Source organism: Vibrio gelatinilyticus (genome assembly GCF_022836845.1).
Taxonomy (GTDB): domain Bacteria; phylum Pseudomonadota; class Gammaproteobacteria; order Enterobacterales; family Vibrionaceae; genus Vibrio; species Vibrio gelatinilyticus.
The window spans coordinates 1-19,533 of the sequence record NZ_JAJNNZ010000027.1 but is presented as its reverse complement, the minus strand read 5'-3'; the positions used below and the strand labels follow the sequence as shown (position 1 = coordinate 19,533).

Genomic DNA, 19,533 nt, shown 5'->3' with positions numbered 1-19,533 from the left:
ACTTCAACCAAGTTACTTGTAACTTTCAAGCCTTTCAGCTTTCCGTTGAAGTGGGCGGCCATTCTATCGATATAAGTTGTAGTGTCAACCACTTTTTCAAATTATTTTCGATTTGGCTCATTCCCTTCCAGACCAGTCAGGCTCTCGCTTTGCCGCCTTGCCGTCTGGAGTTGCGCATTATAGGGAGAACGATCCCATGCGCAACCCTTTTTTGTGTTTTTTTTCTAAAAAAGGATTGTTTGGTGGAATTTACATCAAAAAAGCAAAAGGAGAGTACAAAAACTCTCCTTTTGGCTCGAAAACTTCAGCTAACTAGATAAAAGCGTAAGCGTCCGCATACATATGGTCTGATTTCGCTTGCTTGTTTTGAGTGAACTGTTCTCGCGCAGCACCCGCCATTTCAAAGCGCCCAGCAATGTAGATATCAAACTCCGCTAGAGAGTCAAAGTCTTCACTTACAGCTTGCAGTACATTACCTTGCTTACCGCGCCAATCACTCTCTGTTTTTTCGATAACAGGGATAAAGTGAATATTATCGTGACGCTCTGCGATGCTGTGCAGCTCGTCTTTCGCATACAGTTGCTCTTCATCACGACCGCCCCAATAGAGGTAAATCAACTGGGGGATGCTTTGGCTAATACAGTGATCGAGTATAGAGCGAACGTAGCTGAAACCTGTACCACCCGCTATTAACAGCAATGGGCGTTTGCTGTCTTCACGCATCCAGGCGTCACCATGAGGAGCGTCAATAGCAATATCATTACCTTCTTCAAGCGCACTCTTCATCGCTTCAACAACTTCTAAAGCGTAGGCATTATGCTCTGCAGCTCCAATATGTAGCTCTATTTCACCCTCATGACGACACGGGCTACTTGCTATAGAGAATGGGCGCTTATCTGCCTCTCCCATTTCAACCATCAGATACTGGCCCGCTTTAAACTCTACAGGCCGCTCAGGGTGCAGTAAGATTTGATATGTATTCGCGGCTAAAGGCTCAATTGACTTCACTTTACATTTAATGGTCATATTTCTTCTCTTTTTTATTCGTCACTGAATGTGATCACCAGATCACTTTCAGCATAGGCTAAACATGAAAACATCCAGCCTTGTTCTTTTTCTTTCTCAGTTAGCAATGGCTCAAGTTGATAACTCACCTGGCCACTTTCGATTCGGCATAGGCATGCAGCACACGCCCCTACCTGACATCGATGTGGGAACACGATATTTTGGTTGAGCGCTGCTTCCAGCACCGTTTGCCCTTGTTGCACACTAAATACTATGTTTTGTGGTCGCAATACAACTTGATGGCTCATAGGATCTCGAGCTCATCCCACATGTTATCGATTTTTTGTACTACATGAGGATCTTTTTTAATCGGGATGCCCCACTCTCTTGATACTTCACCTGGCACTTTGTTGGTTGCATCCAGTTCGGCTCTAGAACTTTGTCCTGAGACAAGCTGTGTATCTCTAGCGGGATCCATCCGTGTCGTAATAGCCCAAATCACATCATGCCAGTCACGAACGTTGACATCTTCATCGCAAGCAATGATAAATTTGATATCAACATACTGTTTCAACAAGTTGCAAATACGTTGCATCACTTTTGGAGCCTGACCCACAGACTGCTTATTCATCGCAACAATCGCTAAGCTGCTATCACTCTCGCATGGCGGCAAATAAAAATCGCTCACCTCAGAAAAACTCTGTTTGATCAGAGATAAATAGTCTTGCTCTGATTCTAGTTTTACCCGTTCAGTTCTGTTCAGGTTGCCTTTGAGCTCTAATTCGGCGGGCCATTTTATGGTTGCATCCAGCCCCATCTTAGATCCTAGCCCTGCCACTGGTGAGGCAAAATCAAGAGAGTCGATTGGGGTACTCTCGATCATTAAAGTATCACTTACTGGATCCATATGTTCATTCATGGCTTGCACAACCTCGGGCCAACTGCGTGCATTGACACTCTCATCGCAAACCAGCACAAACTTAGTGTACATGAACTGACGTAAAAACGACCATACCCCCATCATGACGCGCTTAGCATGCCCTGGATATTGTTTTTTCAACGTGACCACGGCCATGCGATAAGAGCAGCCTTCTGGTGGTAAATAGAAATCGACAATTTCGGGGAATTGTTTTTGTAGGATAGGCACAAACACTTCATTTAGCGCAACACCAAGTACAGCAGGCTCATCGGGCGGACGACCGGTGTAAGTGCTGTGATAGATCGGCTCTTTTCTCATTGTTATATGAGTAATAGTGAAAACATGATGTCTTTCTACTTCGTTATAGTAGCCAGTATGATCGCCATATGGCCCTTCGTCAGCAAATTCATTAGGATCGATATAACCTTCCAGAACGATTTCGGCACTTGCGGGAACTTCCAAATCATTACTGATTGATTTGACGACCTCAGTTCTTTCGCCACGTAGCAAACCGGCAAACGCGTACTCTGACAACGTATCTGGTACGGGGGTGACGGCCCCTAGGATTGTGGCCGGATCAGCGCCAAACGCTACCGAAATTGGGAAAGGTTTCCCGGGATTTTTTTCCATCCAATCTCGCAAATCCAACGCGCCACCACGATGAGCAAGCCAGCGCATTATGATTTTATTCTTGGCGATTTTCTGCTGACGGTAAATCCCCAAGTTCTGCCTTTTCTTTTCAGGCCCTTTGGTAATAGTCAGGCCCCATGTTAATAGAGGCGCAACGTCATCTTGCCAGCAACTCATGACTGGTATTTTGTCGAGGTCGACATCTTCACCCTGCCAAATTACATCCTGACAAGGCGCTTTTCTGAGCCGTTTTGTGGGCATATTAAGGACTTGTTTAAAGACCGGTAGCTTCGCTAACGCATCCTTAAAACCTTTTGGTGGCTCAGGCTCCTTTAGATAGGCCATCAACTTACCGACCTCGCGCAGCTCTGAAACATCTTGACGCCCCATACCTATCGCAACCCTCTCTGGGGTACCGAAAAGGTTTGTAAGCACTGGCACTTGATAACCGATTGGGTTTTCGAACAATAAGGCTGGACCACCAGCTCTCAGCGTTCGATCACTGATTTCTGTCATCTCATAATGAGGGTCGACGGGTTTGGTGATCCGTTTGAGCAATTCCTTACCCTCAAGGTGCTCGATAAATTGACGTAAATCCTTAAAGCTCATGTTGATTTCTTACCTGATTAAGATGGTCGTATTATATACTCAAACTCAAAACAGGTGCAGATAATGCCAAGGTTTTCTCTTTAAAGACTCACCAATCACCTTTGTGGTTTTTTACCCTTTTTTATTTGGATAGGGCTTGCTGGACAAGAGACGATTTCACACTACTGTTTGTTGATAGAATATCTCTAACCCACTGGCCATGCCCGTGTTGTGCTAACTGACGAGCAACGTAGCTGGCTTCTTCAGCAACACCCATTCGTTGCACCAAGAATATTTTCACATTTTCAGGTAATGGATCCATTTTTGTCAGTAAAGACAAAGCTTGTTGATTCAGACTAGGGTTCCCTGCCGCGGTCATGATTTGACGAAGCGAAAAATCAGAACGATTCGATGCCAAACGTTCTAACTCCTGCTGACTAAAGTAGTCGGCTCGCATTTTCCATAGCAAATCATACAATTCTTCACTCTCTGAGCTTCTCGCCATATGAGCTAATACTTGAGTTGAGGGTAACCACTGAGTCACACTGCTTTCCGTTAACTGCTCAACCAAAAAAGTTGTCGCTGCGGGTGAAAGACTATCAAACTCGTCAACAAGCAGAGTTTCCCTGCGCTGAACTTCATGAGCAGAGCCCGATAACCACTCGACCAAAATCAAGTCTTTGCTCTCCGCTTTAAGCACGAAGTCTAATGTACTGTGGTTTTGTTTCCACTGTTTGATTAGCCGTGAAGAAATAGCTGGAAAGTTAAATGCAGGCACAGTGAACTCGTAACCATCCCCTTTCTCTAGTACGACATAAGTTGGGGAGAGTTTTTGCTGACTTTCGACAAACATCGCTACCTTAGAAGACAAGATGAAATTGGTCTGTTCAAGTTCATTTAATAGCAGATATCGCACCACCTCCTGCTGAGGGAAGGCAAGTCGATTGAGGCTAAAGTTCAAGCTGTCGGTATCATCGTTCTCGATATATACCATCAGCTGTGAAACTTTTTGATTTAACTGAGGGCTTTCAAGCCATAATTCAGCTTCTTTTTGCGCCATTTCCTTGGCTGACCATGCTGGCGTTGAAAACAACAAGGTTAGATATAGGAGTAATGACGACAACATTCCATGTTGCATGTTAACCTCCTAGTAACATTTCCCTCCATTCTGCTACTTTATTTGCTAGAGTGCAAACAAAAGCGCCACCGAGTAACTCGGTGGCGCTTTAAAATTCGCTATAATGAATTATTGACGACGCATCGCATCAAAAAACTCGTCGTTCGTCTTGGTCATTGCCAGCTTATCGATTAAGAATTCCATCGCATCAGATTCGCCCATTGGGTGAACAATCTTACGTAGGATCCACATCTTCTGAAGCTCATCTGCTTTCGTCAGCAACTCTTCGCGACGAGTACCAGAACGATTGAAGTCGATCGCTGGGAAAACACGCTTTTCAGCAATCTTACGGTTTAGGTGCAGTTCCATGTTACCTGTACCTTTAAACTCTTCGTAGATAACTTCATCCATCTTAGAGCCCGTATCCACAAGCGCTGTTGCGATAATTGTTAAGCTTCCGCCTTCTTCAACGTTACGTGCCGCACCAAAAAAGCGCTTAGGTCGATGAAGTGCGTTCGCGTCAACACCACCCGTTAGAACCTTGCCAGATGAAGGAATTACAGTGTTATACGCACGCGCTAGGCGAGTAATTGAGTCAAGTAAAATAACCACATCTTTCTTGTGCTCTACTAGACGTTTTGCCTTTTCAATCACCATTTCGGCCACCTGAACGTGACGCGATGCTGGCTCATCAAATGTCGATGCAACTACTTCACCTTTTACCAGGCGTTGCATTTCTGTTACTTCTTCAGGGCGCTCATCAATCAGCAATACCATCAACTCACACTCTGGGTGGTTGTGGGCAACGCTCTGGGCAATGTTTTGCAGCAACATAGTTTTACCCGCTTTAGGCGGAGCAACAATCAAGCCACGTTGACCTTTACCGATAGGTGAAGCCAGATCAAGAACTCGAGCCGTAATGTCTTCAGTAGAACCATTACCGCGCTCCATTTTCATGCGCTCATTGGCATGAAGAGGCGTCAAGTTTTCGAAAAGAATTTTGTTTCTAGCGTTGTCCGGCTTGTCGTGGTTAACAGAATTAACCTTTAGCAACGCAAAGTAACGCTCACCATCTTTAGGAGGACGAATTTTACCCGCAATCGAATCACCAGTACGAAGGTTAAAGCGGCGGATTTGACTTGGTGATACGTAAATATCATCTGGGCCAGCTAAGTACGAACTGTCAGCACTACGTAGGAAACCAAAACCGTCTTGAAGAATCTCCAGAACCCCGTCGCCAAAAATGTCTTCACCACTTTTCGCGTGTGCTTTAAGGATGGCGAAAATAATGTCTTGTTTACGCAGACGTGCCAAGTTTTCCAAACCAAGAGATTCGCCAAGCTTTACCAACTCAGAGACTGGTCTGTTCTTTAATTCTGTTAAGTTCATTGTGGTGGATGTTTGTTTAGTCAAAATAGGATCTATTTTCTTATTTAAGATGGATTTGGTCTCAGGATCGACCAAGAAGTGAGCATTTGTTTAATTAACGTGCAATAAATTAGCACTAAAATATAGTCTAGTCTAGCTTTGTAAAAAACAAAACCGTGTATTTGTTAAGATATACGGTTTTGCATTCAACTATTATAGGTTTGCGTCTAAAAACTCTTTCAACTGAGTCTTAGATAATGCACCAACTTTCGTTGCTGCGACACTACCATCTTTAAACAAAAGCAGCGTTGGGATGCCACGAATACCAAACTTTGGTGGTGTTCCGGCATTTTGGTCAATATTTAGTTTACCGATAGTGAGCTTGCCTTCGTACTCGTTTGCAATTTCGTCAAGAATTGGGGCAATCATCTTACAAGGACCACACCACTCTGCCCAAAAGTCAACAAGAACAGGGCCTGCAGCGTTGATCACGTCCGTTTCAAAACCGTCGTCAGTTAGCTGCAAAATCTTATCACTCATCTTTCACTCCGATATTTTCTGTGTTGATGAGATAATCACCAACAATTAGTTCCTCTATTGGAATGTATTTACCTTCGTATTGCAAGCTTAAGCTGATATTCTATAGCCATGAAAAAGACGCATATCACAGAGCAAAAGTTCGCCGATTTGGAAATACATCCCCAAATCATTGAAGGATTGGACAAAAAAGGGTTTGAGTTTTGTACCCCTATCCAAGCCTTGGCGTTGCCGGTACTGCTCACCGGCCAAGACATTGCAGGCCAGGCCCAAACTGGGACTGGCAAAACGCTTGCGTTTTTAACTGCAACCTTTAATCATTTACTGCTGACTCCAGAACACGAAGGTCGCAAGCCAAATCAGCCAAGAGCGATTATTATGGCGCCGACACGAGAGCTGGCGATACAGATCCATAACGATGCGCTACCTCTAATCGAATCTACTGGGATAAAAACCGCATTGGCTTATGGTGGCGATAGCTACGAAAAGCAACTGGCCAAAATAGAGCAAGGTGTTGATATCCTTATCGGCACAACCGGTCGAATCATTGACTTCTATAAACAGAAGGCATTCAACCTCAATAACATTCAAGCAGTTGTGCTCGATGAAGCCGATCGTATGTTCGATCTTGGCTTTATCAAAGACATCCGCTTTTTGTTTCGCCGCATGCCTGAACCCAAAGATCGTCTAAACATGTTGTTCTCAGCCACTCTGTCTTACCGCGTGCAAGAACTGGCTTTTGAACACATGCACAACCCAGAGCATGTCGTTGTTGAGCCTGAGCGTAAAACAGGCCATCGCATTCAAGAAGAGCTATTCTATCCTTCAAACACGGAAAAAATGGCGCTACTACAAACTCTTATAGAAGAAGAGTGGCCTGAAAGAGCCATTATTTTTGCCAATACCAAACACAAATGTGAGTCAGTATGGGGCCACCTAGCGGCTGACGGACATCGTGTTGGCTTGCTCACCGGCGATGTACCACAGAAGAAACGTGAAAAAATCCTTGAACAGTTTACTCAAGGGGACGTAGACCTATTGGTTGCGACCGACGTCGCGGCTCGTGGATTACACATCCCACAAGTGACTCATGTCTTCAATTTCGATTTGCCTGACGACTGTGAAGATTATGTACACCGTATCGGCCGTACAGGTCGAGCTGGAGCAAGTGGCCATTCGATCAGTTTTGCCTGCGAAGAGTACGCCATTAATCTACCTGCTATTGAGGAATACATAGAGCACTCAATTCCAGTGTCCGATTATGACTCTTCGGCTTTAATGCAAGATCTTCCGGCTCCACTTCGCTTGCCTCGTAGCCGCGGTAGCAATACACGTCGCACGAATACTGGTGGTTCTCGAAACTCAAATAGAAAGCCTAACCGCCGTCCTAGAGCACCAAGGCAACAAAAGGAAGCGTAGGTCTTTATGAGTGAAGTAGCACCGTCATCTCCATTGTATGCGGCTATTGATTTGGGGTCGAACAGCTTTCATATGATGGTTGTTCGCCATATTGATGGCGGTATTCAAACCATGGCAAAAATCAAACGCAAAGTTCGCCTCGCAGCTGGATTGAATGGCGAGTTGATGTTAAGCCAAGAAGCCATGCAACGAGGCTGGGATTGTCTCAGTCTCTTTGCTGAGCGATTGCAAGATATTCCAAGAGAAAACATCCGGATTGTCGGTACCGCCACGCTGCGTACTGCCAGCAATGCTGATACCTTTTTGGCTAAAGCTAATCAGATACTTGGATTCCCGATTCAGGTTATTTCCGGAGAAGAAGAAGCGGCCACCATTTATAAGGGTGTCGCCCATACCTCTGGGGGGTCGGGTAAAAGGCTTGTCGTGGATATTGGCGGTGCAAGTACCGAACTTATCATTGGTGAAGGCTTTGAACCAAAAGCATTGACTAGCCTGAAAATGGGCTGTGTTACTTGGCTTGAGCAACACTTTAAAGATCGCCAGCTCACTCAAATCAACTTTGATAACGCCATATTAGCAGCCAAAGACACCCTAGCCCCAATCTTGGAACACTACCAAAATATAGGTTGGGATATTTGCGTCGGGGCAAGCGGCACCGTTCAGGCACTGCAAGAAATCATGCTCGCGCAAGGCATGGATGAAGTGATTACGCTTGCTAAGCTAAAGCGCTTACAAAAACAAGCGATGTTGGCTGACCACTTAGAAGAGCTAGAAATTGATGGTTTGACATTAGAGCGAGCTCTGGTGTTCCCGAGTGGCTTGTCCATTCTTATTGCCGTCTTTGAACTGCTCAACATCGACTCAATGACATTAGCCGGTGGCGCTTTACGTGAAGGCATGGTCTACGATATGGTCAGCGAGCTACAACAAGATGACATATGCGCTCGAACCATCAAAAGCGTTCAGGCTCGCTGTCAGCTTGATGTCGCCTATGCCAATCAAGTCTCGGCCCTAGCAGAAAAGCTACTGCAAGATTGCGGCGCGAATCTATGGCTAAAGGAACCTCAAGCTAAAGGGTTACTACTCACCGCTGCTAAGCTTCACGAAGTAGGTTTGACCCTCGACTTCAAAAAAGCAGGAGAGCATGGCGCCTACTTATTGAGTAACCTCGACCTACCTGGCTATACGCGCGCTCAAAAGTTCTTGTTGGCAGAAGTAATACGACGCTATAAAGACCATTTAAGCGCCATGCCAGCGCAACATGCGTTGTCTAATAGCAGCGCGATTCGCGTACTAAGATTGCTCAGACTGTCCGTGATCCTGACTCATCGCCGAAAAACCGATCTCCAACCAGAGTGTTCGGTTCAGTGCAATGACGATAATATGGTCCTGACTATCGAGAGACAGTGGCTGCTCAACAACCCACTGACAAGTGCAGAGCTTGAGCTTGAAGCAAATCGACAAACTGATATCGGATGGCCTCTAACCATAAACGCCTAACGCTAGATATAAAAAATCCCAAGCATTCGCTCGGGATTTTTTTGTTTTTATGGTGGTTACGCTTTTATGCCACTCACTTCAATATCACGATTAATTAAAGTTAAACGCTTCACTAAGAAGTTTAATAACACGCCGTACATCGGTACAAATAGCCCTAAGCTGATCACTAACTTAAAACCATAGTCAACCAAAGCGATTTCAGTCCAGTGTTCTGCCATAAAAGGATCCGAACTTTGATAGAAAGCAATCGCAAAAAATACCATTGTATCCAACGCATTACCAAATAGCGTTGAACAAGTTGGCGCAATCCACCACTGCTTCATTTGCCTAAGTCGGTTAAATACATGCACATCTAAAATTTGGCCCAGCAAATATGCCATAAAGCTCGCGATGGCAATACGCGCGACAAAAAGATTAAACTCACCTAAATTGGCCAAGCCTTGATACTGACCCTCAAAAAAGATCACCGAAAGAAGGTAAGAAACCGCTAACGCTGGCAACATAACAAAGAATATGATGCGGCGAGCCAAAGCAGCCCCAAAGATGCGAACAGTCAAATCTGTTGCCAGAAAAATAAAGGGGAAGGTGAATGCACCCCAGGTGGTGTGGAAACCAAACACTGTAAAAGGAAGTTGAACTAAGTAATTGCTCGAAGCGATAATTACCAGGTGAAATAAAACCAGTAAGGTTAGGGCTTTGCGCATTTGCGCAGGGGAAAAACGGCTCATGTTGTACCTTTTTCGTTTTTCTTGGGGTGGAGGGAACCCAAGTGAAGCACGGTGACTTCTTGTTAATAATTAATTGGCTTAACACCAATTTCGCGGCGAGCGATTATACATTAATCGATTCTTAGCGCAATAGCGTCAAAAAAGGCAAACGATTAATCAATCGCGTTTCATGTGAAACATCCACCAGCACATCATGAAAAAAGTAGAAAAGGTTCAAAAGCCTTTTTCAAAAAGTCCTGCAAGAAAATGCAGCTCTTCACCTGCAGCGACTTTGTCCAAACACTCAAACCAGACCGTTTCACTGTAGTGTTCCGCCTTCATCAACAGCTTGCACCCTTCAAAATCAACCAACCAGGTATGAATATCAGCATCCCACTGCTTTTCGATTACCGTTGCTGACAACATCTGCAACAAACGCTCACCAAGTGGAGGAAAAGTATCGAAGTCAAAGCGAGGTGTCGAGATGACGAGCTTTCCCTCCGCAGGTAGGTACACATTAAGCCCAAAATCAGTCATGAGAGGTCAAGTGCTCCTGTATCAAATCTAAAAACGGATCCGCATATTTCTCTAACTTACGCTGACCGACACCATTGACCGCCAACATTTCACCGTAGGAAGTTGGCAGGATATCCGCCATATCAATCAATGTCGCATCACTAAATACCACATAAGGCGGCAAACCATCCTCATCTGCGATGGATTTCCGCAATTTACGCAGTTTAGCAAACAGCTTCTTATCGTAATGCTTAGAGGTGAGCTTATCAGCTTTAGCACTTCGAGCAGCGGTATCGAGTCTTGGTACAGCAAGTTCGAGACGGCTTTCATTCCGTAGTAGCGGCCGTGCTTCTTCCGTTAATTGCAGAGTTGAATTTCGAGTAATATTTTGGTTAAGTAAGCCTTTATGAATCAACTGCCTAAAGATGCTCACCCAGTAGTCATGGCTGTGGTCTCGACCAATACCATAGGTTGTGAGTTTGTCGTGCCCGTGTTCACGAATCCGAATGTTTGACATTCCACGCATGACTTCAACAACATAGCCAATACCGAAGCTTTGATTGACCCGATAAACACAAGACAACGCCTTTTGGGCTTCTTCTGTTGCATCGAAATGTTTAGGCGGATCGAGACAGATATCACAATTGCCACAAGGCTGCTCGCGATACTCGCCAAAGTAGTTGAGAAGCACTTGGCGACGACATGTCTGCGCCTCTGCAAAAGCACTCATGGCATTCAATTTATGCGTTTCGACCAATTTTTGTGGCCCATCATCTTTTTCATCAAGCATCCGACGCAACCAACCAATGTCAGCAGGGTCAAAGAGCATCATCGCCTCAGCGGGTAAACCATCGCGCCCTGCTCTACCAGTTTCCTGGTAATAGGACTCGATATTCCTTGGGATATCAAAATGCACGACAAAACGAACGTTAGGCTTATTGATCCCCATACCAAACGCGACGGTCGCAACGACGATTTGAATATCATCACGCTGAAACGCTTCTTGGACATAGGCCCTTTCATCGGCATCCATCCCAGCATGATAGCTCGCCGCGCGGACGTGATTATTACAGAGCTTTTCTGTCAGCATCTCGACTTTCTTGCGACTACCACAATAAATGATGCCGCTGCTGGCCTTATTGTTGTGCAGAAACTTAATCACCTGCGAAACAGGCTTATGCTTCTCAATCAAGTTATAGCGAATATTGGGCCGATCAAAGCTGCCTAAATGAGTATGTGGATCGTTGAGTTCCAATCGATGAATAATGTCTCGGCGTGTGGCGTCATCCGCTGTCGCGGTGAGCGCCATAAAAGGCACATAAGGAAAGTGCTTTTTTAGCTGACCAAGTGCGGCGTATTCAGGGCGGAAGTCATGGCCCCACTGTGAAATGCAGTGGGCTTCATCGACAGCAATCATAGAAAGCTGTACATGTTCTAAGCGTTCAATAAAGTCCCGCATCAAGACCCGTTCAGGCGATACGTACACAAGTTTAATATCGCCACTATTCATGCGTCGATAGACGTCGTAAAGCGCTTCACGTGTCATTGTTGAGTTGATACATTCCGCTGCAACACCATCGGCTTTTAGTTGATCAACCTGGTCTTTCATTAGAGAAATAAGAGGTGAAATCACCAGAGTCATCCCCTCTAGAACCAATGCAGGTACTTGATAACACAGTGACTTCCCGCCGCCCGTGGGCATTATCACCAAGCTATCTTGGTTAGCGATCGCCCTATCAATCACCTCTTTTTGACCTTCTCTGAATGATTGATAGCCGAACACCTCTTCCAGTATTGACTGTGGACAAGGAGCGTTTTCGGGGGGCTGTGCATCTAACAGAGCTGTCATGGAGCATCCTAACAAAAGGGAATATGGCGTTTGAGGGACACATTGTAGTGGGGAATGGTGGGGAATAAAACCGCAATTTACTAGGTGAAATTCTGCATCGCCAATATACTGTGGGCAATTCACTTATTCACCTCTGTATCGGCACCACAGAAGCGACACTCTGAGAGCAAGCATGACACCTGAAGAGCAACAAAAATCCAAACAAGGCGTACTTTTAGCAATAGCGGCTTATACCATGTGGGGTATTGCACCAATATACTTCAAATCCATCACCATGGTTTCACCGTTAGAGATCTTAAGCCACCGTGTTATCTGGTCTTTTGTTCTTTTAGCTGTTCTGCTCCACTTTGGCCGAGGTTGGCGCAATGTCCGCGATGTTCTTCGCTCTAAAAAAAAGGTGACCTTTCTCATCACTACGTCGGTATTGGTAGGTCTTAATTGGCTTATTTTCATTTGGGCTGTACATGCCAACCACATGCTGGATGCCAGTCTGGGCTACTATATCAACCCACTCATTAACGTCTTGCTTGGCATGGTATTTTTGGGGGAGAGATTGAGAAAATTGCAGTGGTTCGCGGTGCTGCTTGCCGCTACCGGTGTTTTAATTCAGTTGATGGCTTTTGGCTCTGTTCCCATTGTTGCCATTGCGCTGGCAATGAGTTTCGGTTTATATGGCCTACTTAGGAAGAAAGTAAGTTTGGATGCACAAACAGGGCTGTTTATCGAAACACTCATCATGTTACCGGCGGCTGCAGTATTTCTGCTGTTTATTGCTGATAGTCCAACCGCTAACCTAGCGAATAACAGCTGGACCCTAAACACTCTGTTGATTTCTGCGGGCATCATCACAACCCTACCACTGCTTTGCTTTACAGGTGCAGCGACACGATTGAAACTATCGACATTGGGTTTCTTTCAGTACATAGGACCAAGCCTGATGTTCCTCTTGGCAGTGCTGGTCTACAACGAAGCTTTCACTGCAGATAAAGCGATTACCTTTGCTTTTATCTGGGGAGCACTGGTCGTGTTTAGCTACGACGGTTTAAGTAACAACCGCAGACGGAAGCAAAGAACTCAATCACACTCATAGCAATAACCTGAATACCATAGAGACCCAAAATGAATGAAGTAACCATTTTAACGACATTAGCGACCGTCCATTTCATAGCGCTGATGAGCCCAGGACCCGACTTTGCATTGGTCGTGCAAAACGCCACCCGCTATGGGCGTCAAACTGGTTTTTACATCGCACTGGGCCTATCACTTGGGATACTGGTTCACTCTGTCCTGAGCTTAACTGGCATTAGCTACATCGTACATCAACACCCTACTTTATTTTCACTATTACAAATTGCCGGGGGAAGTTACCTCGTCTATTTAGGGATAGGGGCACTGACGTCAATTTGGCTACAGTTACGCAGCTCAGATCCGAGCGCCGCGCATGTTCCAGCTCAGAGTCGGATATTGAACAGCCGTAGACAAGCGCTCTCAAGAGGGTTCACCACGAACATTCTCAACCCCAAGGCTTTGGTATTTTTTGTCAGTCTCATGTCCAGCCTTGTACCAGCAAGCATGTCGCTATCAGGTAAAGCTTCTGCACTCATCATTCTATGGGGGCTTTCCCTTGCGTGGTTTTCATTTCTCGCATGGGCGCTATCGACGAAACGCATGCAAAAGCGTTTACTTGATGCCTCAATCTACATTGATGGGCTGTGTGGGCTGCTATTTTCTGGTATTGGCAGCATGATTCTCTATCAAGTGTTCAGCAGTCTATTTAAGTGATTACGCGATCTGACACTGCACGTGTAAGAGATCTCTTACAACAAGCTAAGTTATTATCGCCTCCTGTTGACTGATTATTCCATAAAACAACTTAACTAACTGTTTTATATGGAAATGATAAAGATCACATTTTTTCAAGCACACTTTTTTCGTTGAGATCTAATTGTCGTTTGGAGCGAAAGCATTAATATTAAACATGTCGGAAGGATACTGACACGGAACAGGACTTACCAAGGATTTGGTACTCTTCAGGATGAAGATTCGGTTATTCAGGATGAATGATCGGCATGGATAGCAAATTGGACATTGAACGGACGCAATAGTAACTAGGATGGTTACTACTAAGGAAAGACAATGGACACCTCAGGATGAGGCAGGGACTCAACATCAGGATGATGTCAAGGACACCGCTCAGGGATCAAGTGAAGTGCGCTAACGAGGATTGTTAGCAGGTCAGGATAAGGCCAATGGACACCGCTAGGAAGGCGACGAAAGGAATACGCTGAAGGAATACAGCACACTATCAAGGATTAGATGCATGGAGCACTTTTAGTAGCCGGATTGCTGCGAGTAAGACTATAACCCCGATGGGCGCAAGCCCTCGGGGTTTTTCTTTGCCTATTGACGACTAACCTGCCTTCAGAAATAGAAACCCAGCCTTTGGAAGACTGAGTTTTATCAGCATCTCTATTAATTAATATCGGTTATAGTTTTTCCAGTTTAGCGTAGGCGGTCACTAGCCACTTGATACCTTCACCATTAAAGGCCACTTGAACCCGACTCTGCGGTCCACTACCTTCAAAATTGATAATCGTACCTTCTCCAAATTTTGGATGATTCACTCTCTGACCTAGAGAAAATCCCGTTTCATTAAAACTCTCTTTAACCGCGGTTTGGCTGAATCGCCCACTTGACGTTGGTCGACTCACTTGCGCCTTCATTCTCACTTCTTCGAGGTGTACTTGCGGCAATTCTCTGATAAATCGAGAAGGCTTGTGGTACTTGTCCTGACCGTATAAACGCCTCATTTCAGCATAAGTCATGTAAAGCTTTTCTCGAGCCCGGGTCATACCCACGTAACAAAGCCGACGTTCCTCTTCTAAACGCCCCGCTTCTTCTGCGGACATCTGGCTTGGGAACATCCCTTCTTCAACACCAACCATAAAAACTGTCGGAAATTCCAGTCCTTTCGCACTGTGCAAGGTCATCAGTTGTACAGCGTCATCAAACTCGTCAGCTTGCCCCTCACCCGCTTCCAGCGCGGCATGAGTAAGAAAGGCGGTCAGTAGGGTCATGTCTTCCGCCTCTTCAGGCTTTTCAAATTGCCTAGTTGCGGTAACTAACTCTTCCAAGTTCTCGATTCTGGCTTTGGATTTCTCACCTTTTTCTTGCTCGTACATGCTGTAAAGCCCTGAAGCTTTGATGACGTGGTCAGCCTGCTCGTGCAATGAGGATTCATGTGTATCATCTTCAAGGGCATCGATAAGTTCAACAAATCGGCCAAGAGCGCCGGCGGCTCGTCCAGAAAAAACTTTTTCTTCAAGTAATGCGGTACTCGCTTGCCACATGGTCGCGCCGCGATCTCGAGCTGCAAAGCGAATCGTTTCTAGAGTCTTATCACCAAGCCCTCGAGTCGGTGTGTTGACGATTCTTTCAAAAGCAGCATCGTCATTTCGGTTGGCCATGAGTCTCAAATAACATAGAGCATCTTTGATTTCTTGACGCTCGAAGAATCGCATACCTCCATAAATACGGTACGGAAGCTGAGCCTGAATGAGCGCTTCTTCAAGAACACGAGATTGAGCATTATTTCGATACAACATCGCGCAATCTTCAAGTGCGCCACCGTTCTCGTGCCACTCTTTGACTTTGTTCACCACAAAACGCGCTTCATCCAACTCGTTATAGGCTGAATACACCGAAATTTTTTCGCCATCATCACCGTCTGTCCACAACTCTTTGCCCATGCGCTCGGTATTGTTGGCGATCAATTCGTTCGCAGCTTGTAGAATCGTCTTGGTTGAACGGTAGTTTTGTTCAAGCCTGATGGTGTCTGCGCCACTAAATTCATTGAGAAACTTCTGGATGTTTTCAATTTTGGCACCACGCCAGCCATAAATCGATTGGTCATCATCCCCAACAATCATGACGCGGCAATCAGCGCCCGTCATCATTCGTAACCAAGCATATTGAATGTTATTGGTGTCTTGAAATTCATCAACTAGGATGTGCTTAAATCGAGCTTGGTAATGCTCTCTGATAAATTGGTTGTCACGAAGTAATTCATGAGCACGCAACAATATCTCCGCAAAATCGACGAGCCCTGCTCTATCACACGCCTCTTGGTAAGCACTGTAGATCTGCAAATAGGTTTTGGTAACGGGATCTTGATAAGCGTCGATATGACTAGGGCGCAGTCCTTCGTCTTTCTTCCCATTAATCCACCAAGCAGCCTGACGCGCAGGCCATTGTTTCTCATCTAAGTTTTGCGCTTTAATCAATCGACGTAAAAGGCGCATTTGGTCTTCAGAATCCAGAATTTGGAAATCTTCAGGTAACTTGGCGTCTAGGTAGTGAGCACGCAAAATGCGATGGCAGATCCCGTGAAAGGTACCATTCCACATCCCGGATGAGCTCCCCATCATCAACTCTTCAATACGACCGCGCATTTCCGCAGCCGCTTTATTGGTAAATGTCACGGACATTATCGAAAATGGTGAAGCATTTTCGACTGACATCAGCCAAGCAATACGATGAACAAGAACTCGGGTTTTACCACTGCCCGCTCCTGCAAGCACTAACAAGTGCTCTAAAGGTGCAGCGACAGCTTCACGCTGCTTGTCATTGAGACCATCGAGAAGAAGAGAAGGATCCATAAGAGTTACGCTACTGGTTATTTATACATATTTGGTGATTATATCGTAAACAGAAGTGAATTATCAGAAAAATAACCGCAGCCCAAACCACAAACAAAACCCATTAATTTCATATGGATAGTAAATTAAATTACATAAATGCAGCTTTTTTCTTACTTTTTTGAAATATTTTCAGGCCCTTTCCTATCTTATTGACTGAACAACTCAGCGCTATTGCAGCTTGTCACCATAATGAAAGCAAAGTTTTTAAGGAAAATATTATGAAAACAACCAATCTAGCTATTACCGCAGCCGTCACAGGTTTAATTGCTTTAGGTAGCACATTAATCTCAGCCCCTGCCGTCGCTGCAGAAAAAGAAAAGTGCTATGGCGTTGCCAAAGCAGGCAAAAATGACTGTGCCACTAAAACCAGCTCATGCGCAGGCACCGCTAAGCAAGATAATCAAACCGATGCATTCGTCGTAGTCCCTAAAGGTCTTTGCGGAAAACTAGCAGGTGGCAGCACTGTATCGTCGTAAGCCTACGCGACCAGGGTAAACTCTGTTTGCCCTGATTCTTTTTCTACAGCTTATGCACAATCTAAACTAGATCTAAGGGATCATCATGGATCACAACTCTGCTTTTTCATACGTTGGTGTTGGCTTGCGTCATCCGCACCTTCAGTACTTCGAGCAAAACTCAAATCTAGTTTCTTGGTTAGAAATCCATAGTGAGAACTACTTCAACACACACTCACCCCAACGAGTTTCATTGCATCGCATCGTACAAAGCACGGACATCAGCTGTCATGGTATCGGTCTATCACTTGGCTCGGCTGCCCCCGTCGACCGCCATCATCTGGCGCAATTAAAAGTATTGGTAAACGAGATCAACCCCGTGCTTATTTCCGACCATCTCAGTTGGAGTAAGCACAAAGGCCATCACTTTAATGACTTACTGCCGCTACCTTATACGGAAGAGGCTTTGGACGCTTTCTGTCGCAATGTGGATATTGTTCAAAATGAATTGCAAAGGCCATTGCTGATCGAAAACCCTTCCAGTTATCTTCGCTTTAAACACTCTACTATTAGTGAGTGGGAGTTTTTGAGCGAAGTACAGAAGCGAACTCAATGCCGATTACTGCTCGACCTTAATAATATTCATGTTTCAGCTTTTAATCATGGTTATGACGTACAGACCTACCTAAATGGTATCGATGCTAAGAACGTGGACGAGATCCACCTAGCTGGGTTTACCAAAAGAACTCTCTCCAGCGGAGAAATATGGATTGACACACATAGCACTCTCGTCAGTGACGAAGTATGGGAAATGTATCAGCAATGGTGTGTTAAACACGGTCCAGTGAAAACTCTGATTGAATGGGATTTGGATATTCCACCTGTTGATATACTTTTAGACGAAGCCTCAAAAGCCATTCGCATTCTTGAAAGCCTACCTCGAAAAGACACCGGGGGTTCTAGACATGACCAGTCTATCCAAGCTTCAGCATAGTTTTTCCTTGGCTTTGCTAGACCAAGGCTCATGTGATGAACTTCAAATCGTTTCTGGCCAATTTTCGGGTCAACAAAGGATGACTCTTTATCGCAATAACTACGTCATAGGGTTGACCGACGTCATGCTCTCGACCTACCCAATGGTAGAACAATTACTCGGCAACGATTGCTTTGAATCGGTGGTGCGACACCATGTGTTACATCACCCGCCGACCACTGGAAATACTGCTGATTATGGCGCAGGATTTGCTGGCACACTTAATCGGCTTGACAATATTACCGCGGCTGCACCTTATATTTGCGATGTAGCGAAACTCGAATGGTACATCGACCGCTGCCACCATCTTGCGCCTAGTGCCGCTGACGAGCTTATCAAACCACTGTCACAATTAGCAGAGGTGCCCGACAAGTATCATGGCTTGCTTCACCTTTATTTGGTGCAGCCTTTATTTGTATTGGAGTCAAACTATGCCATCGCTTCGCTCAAAACAGCCATGGATTATGGCAACCTAGAAGACGTCAACATTAATTCTGCACAAAACGTTGTCATCTACAAACACCTCAATGGAAATATTGAAGTGCAGCTTATCTCTCAGGCCACGATGCACCTTATCGAACATCTCGCGCGAGGTTGTAAACTTGACGCACTGAGCCCGGAGTCTTTGCAACAATTACCTGAACTGCTTTCACTTGAAATTGTCACTGGCTTTAAGCTGCACAACTACTAATTAAGGAGCCTGGTCATGAACGCTAACTTCACTCGATGGTTAAAACGGTATGACCATACCGTCGACACCCTGCAAAAATTGTTTATTCCAACACTGCTGCTGTTTTGTCGCTTGTGGGTTGCTTGGGTTTTCTTTAACTCAGGTCTTACAAAGCTTGCTTCTTGGGACAGTACGCTGTATCTGTTTGAATTTGAGTATCAAGTACCACTTATCCCTTGGCAAATGGCTGCCTATACGGGAACGGCAGCAGAATTAGTGCTACCTGTTTTTGTCGCTTTGGGCTTATTCACTCGCCCTATGGCTGTGATCTTGTTCGTCTTTAATGCCATTGCTGTTGTCTCCTACCCTGTGCTTTGGGAGAAGGGGTTTTATGATCATCAGTTATGGGGATTGATGATATTAATCGTCATCATCTGGGGGGCGGGAACAATGTCTGTCGACAAGTTACTACGGCTCAAATTTTAATAAACTTCAGAAACAAAAAAGCCCTAATTTGAAC

19 protein-coding genes and 1 pseudogene are annotated in these 19,533 nt (G+C 45.2%); 9 read left to right on the top strand and 11 right to left on the bottom strand.

Translation table 11 applies throughout. From position 1 onward, the window contains the following. Positions 1 to 320, top strand: a 320-nt coding sequence (locus LNL84_RS19110) for a hypothetical protein (protein WP_244359407.1), incomplete at its 5' end; no start/stop codon positions are given. On the opposite strand, the gene fre is transcribed toward LNL84_RS19110, so the two are convergent. From fre to trxA, 7 genes and pseudogenes are all read right to left on the bottom strand, one after another. Beyond that, the gene (fre, locus tag LNL84_RS19105) at positions 313 to 1,026 is read right to left on the bottom strand and encodes an NAD(P)H-flavin reductase (protein WP_244359406.1); all 714 of its coding nucleotides are present in this window, start codon (positions 1,024 to 1,026) and stop codon (positions 313 to 315) included. The two genes, LNL84_RS19110 and fre, sit on opposite strands and share 8 nt — an antisense overlap. A gap of 14 nt (positions 1,027 to 1,040) precedes the next feature. Further along, complete coding sequence (locus LNL84_RS19100; protein WP_244359405.1) at positions 1,041 to 1,313, bottom strand: 2Fe-2S iron-sulfur cluster-binding protein; 273 nt, start codon at positions 1,311 to 1,313, stop codon at positions 1,041 to 1,043. Continuing rightward, positions 1,310 to 1,714 carry a UbiD family decarboxylase gene (locus LNL84_RS19850; RefSeq protein WP_425244343.1) on the bottom strand — a complete coding sequence of 135 codons (405 nt, stop codon included), beginning with the start codon at positions 1,712 to 1,714 and terminating at the stop codon, positions 1,310 to 1,312. Before LNL84_RS19850 ends, LNL84_RS19100 begins: the two co-directional genes overlap by 4 nt. Positions 1,715 to 1,779: 65 nt before the next feature. Next, positions 1,780 to 3,163, bottom strand: a pseudogene (gene ubiD, locus LNL84_RS19095) (4-hydroxy-3-polyprenylbenzoate decarboxylase); the annotation flags it as partial. Between the two features lie 121 nt (positions 3,164 to 3,284). After that, positions 3,285 to 4,280, bottom strand: a complete 996-nt coding sequence (locus tag LNL84_RS19090) for a hypothetical protein (RefSeq protein ID WP_244359403.1) — start codon at positions 4,278 to 4,280, stop codon at positions 3,285 to 3,287. A gap of 108 nt (positions 4,281 to 4,388) precedes the next feature. Next, positions 4,389 to 5,648: a transcription termination factor Rho gene (gene rho, locus LNL84_RS19085; RefSeq protein ID WP_244359408.1), complete on the bottom strand. Its 1,260-nt coding sequence runs from the start codon at positions 5,646 to 5,648 to the stop codon at positions 4,389 to 4,391. 192 nt (positions 5,649 to 5,840) lie between these two features. Further along, positions 5,841 to 6,167, bottom strand: coding sequence for a thioredoxin TrxA (gene trxA, locus LNL84_RS19080; RefSeq protein WP_244359402.1), 327 nt, complete (start codon positions 6,165 to 6,167; stop codon positions 5,841 to 5,843). Positions 6,168 to 6,275: 108 nt separating this feature from the next. Between trxA and rhlB the strand changes: the two genes are divergently transcribed. Both rhlB and gppA read left to right on the top strand, forming a co-directional pair. Then, the gene (gene rhlB, locus LNL84_RS19075) at positions 6,276 to 7,583 is read left to right on the top strand and encodes an ATP-dependent RNA helicase RhlB (RefSeq protein ID WP_244359401.1); all 1,308 of its coding nucleotides are present in this window, start codon (positions 6,276 to 6,278) and stop codon (positions 7,581 to 7,583) included. Between the two features lie 6 nt (positions 7,584 to 7,589). Further along, a complete protein-coding gene (gene gppA / locus LNL84_RS19070; RefSeq protein ID WP_244359400.1) occupies positions 7,590 to 9,083 on the top strand; it encodes a guanosine-5'-triphosphate,3'-diphosphate diphosphatase in 1,494 nt (497 codons plus the stop codon). A 56-nt stretch (positions 9,084 to 9,139) separates the two neighbouring features. Here gppA and LNL84_RS19065 read toward each other — a convergent pair whose 3' ends face one another. The 3 genes from LNL84_RS19065 to recQ form a co-directional block, all read right to left on the bottom strand. Next, positions 9,140 to 9,811 carry a 7-cyano-7-deazaguanine/7-aminomethyl-7-deazaguanine transporter gene (locus LNL84_RS19065; RefSeq protein WP_244359399.1) on the bottom strand — a complete coding sequence of 224 codons (672 nt, stop codon included), beginning with the start codon at positions 9,809 to 9,811 and terminating at the stop codon, positions 9,140 to 9,142. 213 nt (positions 9,812 to 10,024) lie between these two features. Continuing rightward, positions 10,025 to 10,327, bottom strand: coding sequence for a DUF3630 family protein (locus LNL84_RS19060; RefSeq protein ID WP_244359398.1), 303 nt, complete (start codon positions 10,325 to 10,327; stop codon positions 10,025 to 10,027). Beyond that, positions 10,320 to 12,155, bottom strand: coding sequence for an ATP-dependent DNA helicase RecQ (recQ, locus tag LNL84_RS19055; RefSeq protein WP_244359397.1), 1,836 nt, complete (start codon positions 12,153 to 12,155; stop codon positions 10,320 to 10,322). Before recQ ends, LNL84_RS19060 begins: the two co-directional genes overlap by 8 nt. 172 nt (positions 12,156 to 12,327) lie before the next feature. Between recQ and rarD the strand changes: the two genes are divergently transcribed. Further along, complete coding sequence (gene rarD, locus LNL84_RS19050) at positions 12,328 to 13,245, top strand: EamA family transporter RarD (protein WP_244359396.1); 918 nt, start codon at positions 12,328 to 12,330, stop codon at positions 13,243 to 13,245. 29 nt (positions 13,246 to 13,274) lie between these two features. Further along, the gene (locus LNL84_RS19045) at positions 13,275 to 13,937 is read left to right on the top strand and encodes a LysE family translocator (protein ID WP_244359394.1); all 663 of its coding nucleotides are present in this window, start codon (positions 13,275 to 13,277) and stop codon (positions 13,935 to 13,937) included. Between the two features lie 704 nt (positions 13,938 to 14,641). On the opposite strand, the gene uvrD is transcribed toward LNL84_RS19045, so the two are convergent. Then, positions 14,642 to 16,813 (bottom strand): DNA helicase II, encoded by a 2,172-nt coding sequence (gene uvrD / locus LNL84_RS19040; protein WP_244359392.1) that lies wholly within the window; start codon positions 16,811 to 16,813, stop codon positions 14,642 to 14,644. A 260-nt stretch (positions 16,814 to 17,073) separates the two neighbouring features. Between uvrD and LNL84_RS19035 the strand changes: the two genes are divergently transcribed. The 4 genes from LNL84_RS19035 to LNL84_RS19020 all read left to right on the top strand — a co-directional run bounded on the left by LNL84_RS19035 (position 17,074) and on the right by LNL84_RS19020 (position 19,499). Continuing rightward, positions 17,074 to 17,331: a BufA1 family periplasmic bufferin-type metallophore gene (locus LNL84_RS19035; RefSeq protein WP_244359390.1), complete on the top strand. Its 258-nt coding sequence runs from the start codon at positions 17,074 to 17,076 to the stop codon at positions 17,329 to 17,331. Between the two features lie 85 nt (positions 17,332 to 17,416). Then, a complete protein-coding gene (bufB, locus tag LNL84_RS19030; protein WP_244359388.1) occupies positions 17,417 to 18,304 on the top strand; it encodes an MNIO family bufferin maturase in 888 nt (295 codons plus the stop codon). Then, entirely contained in the window at positions 18,276 to 19,034 is a 759-nt protein-coding gene (locus LNL84_RS19025) for an HvfC/BufC N-terminal domain-containing protein (protein WP_244359386.1), read from the top strand. The genes bufB and LNL84_RS19025 overlap by 29 nt, the downstream gene beginning before the upstream one ends. Before the next feature lie 15 nt (positions 19,035 to 19,049). After that, a complete protein-coding gene (locus LNL84_RS19020; RefSeq protein ID WP_244359384.1) occupies positions 19,050 to 19,499 on the top strand; it encodes a DoxX family protein in 450 nt (149 codons plus the stop codon). Positions 19,500 to 19,533: the final 34 nt, after the last annotated feature.

Coding starts and splice junctions, on each gene's coding strand:
- fre (WP_244359406.1), bottom strand. CDS start 1,026: ATGACCATTAAATGTAAAGTGAAGTCAATTGAGCCTTTAGCCGCGAAT.
- LNL84_RS19100 (WP_244359405.1), bottom strand. CDS start 1,313: ATGAGCCATCAAGTTGTATTGCGACCACAAAACATAGTATTTAGTGTG.
- LNL84_RS19090 (WP_244359403.1), bottom strand. CDS start 4,280: ATGCAACATGGAATGTTGTCGTCATTACTCCTATATCTAACCTTGTTG.
- rho (WP_244359408.1), bottom strand. CDS start 5,648: ATGAACTTAACAGAATTAAAGAACAGACCAGTCTCTGAGTTGGTAAAG.
- trxA (WP_244359402.1), bottom strand. CDS start 6,167: ATGAGTGATAAGATTTTGCAGCTAACTGACGACGGTTTTGAAACGGAC.
- rhlB (WP_244359401.1), top strand. CDS start 6,276: ATGAAAAAGACGCATATCACAGAGCAAAAGTTCGCCGATTTGGAAATA.
- gppA (WP_244359400.1), top strand. CDS start 7,590: ATGAGTGAAGTAGCACCGTCATCTCCATTGTATGCGGCTATTGATTTG.
- LNL84_RS19065 (WP_244359399.1), bottom strand. CDS start 9,811: ATGAGCCGTTTTTCCCCTGCGCAAATGCGCAAAGCCCTAACCTTACTG.
- LNL84_RS19060 (WP_244359398.1), bottom strand. CDS start 10,327: ATGACTGATTTTGGGCTTAATGTGTACCTACCTGCGGAGGGAAAGCTC.
- recQ (WP_244359397.1), bottom strand. CDS start 12,155: ATGACAGCTCTGTTAGATGCACAGCCCCCCGAAAACGCTCCTTGTCCA.
- rarD (WP_244359396.1), top strand. CDS start 12,328: ATGACACCTGAAGAGCAACAAAAATCCAAACAAGGCGTACTTTTAGCA.
- LNL84_RS19045 (WP_244359394.1), top strand. CDS start 13,275: ATGAATGAAGTAACCATTTTAACGACATTAGCGACCGTCCATTTCATA.
- uvrD (WP_244359392.1), bottom strand. CDS start 16,813: ATGGATCCTTCTCTTCTTCTCGATGGTCTCAATGACAAGCAGCGTGAA.
- LNL84_RS19035 (WP_244359390.1), top strand. CDS start 17,074: ATGAAAACAACCAATCTAGCTATTACCGCAGCCGTCACAGGTTTAATT.
- bufB (WP_244359388.1), top strand. CDS start 17,417: ATGGATCACAACTCTGCTTTTTCATACGTTGGTGTTGGCTTGCGTCAT.
- LNL84_RS19025 (WP_244359386.1), top strand. CDS start 18,276: ATGACCAGTCTATCCAAGCTTCAGCATAGTTTTTCCTTGGCTTTGCTA.
- LNL84_RS19020 (WP_244359384.1), top strand. CDS start 19,050: ATGAACGCTAACTTCACTCGATGGTTAAAACGGTATGACCATACCGTC.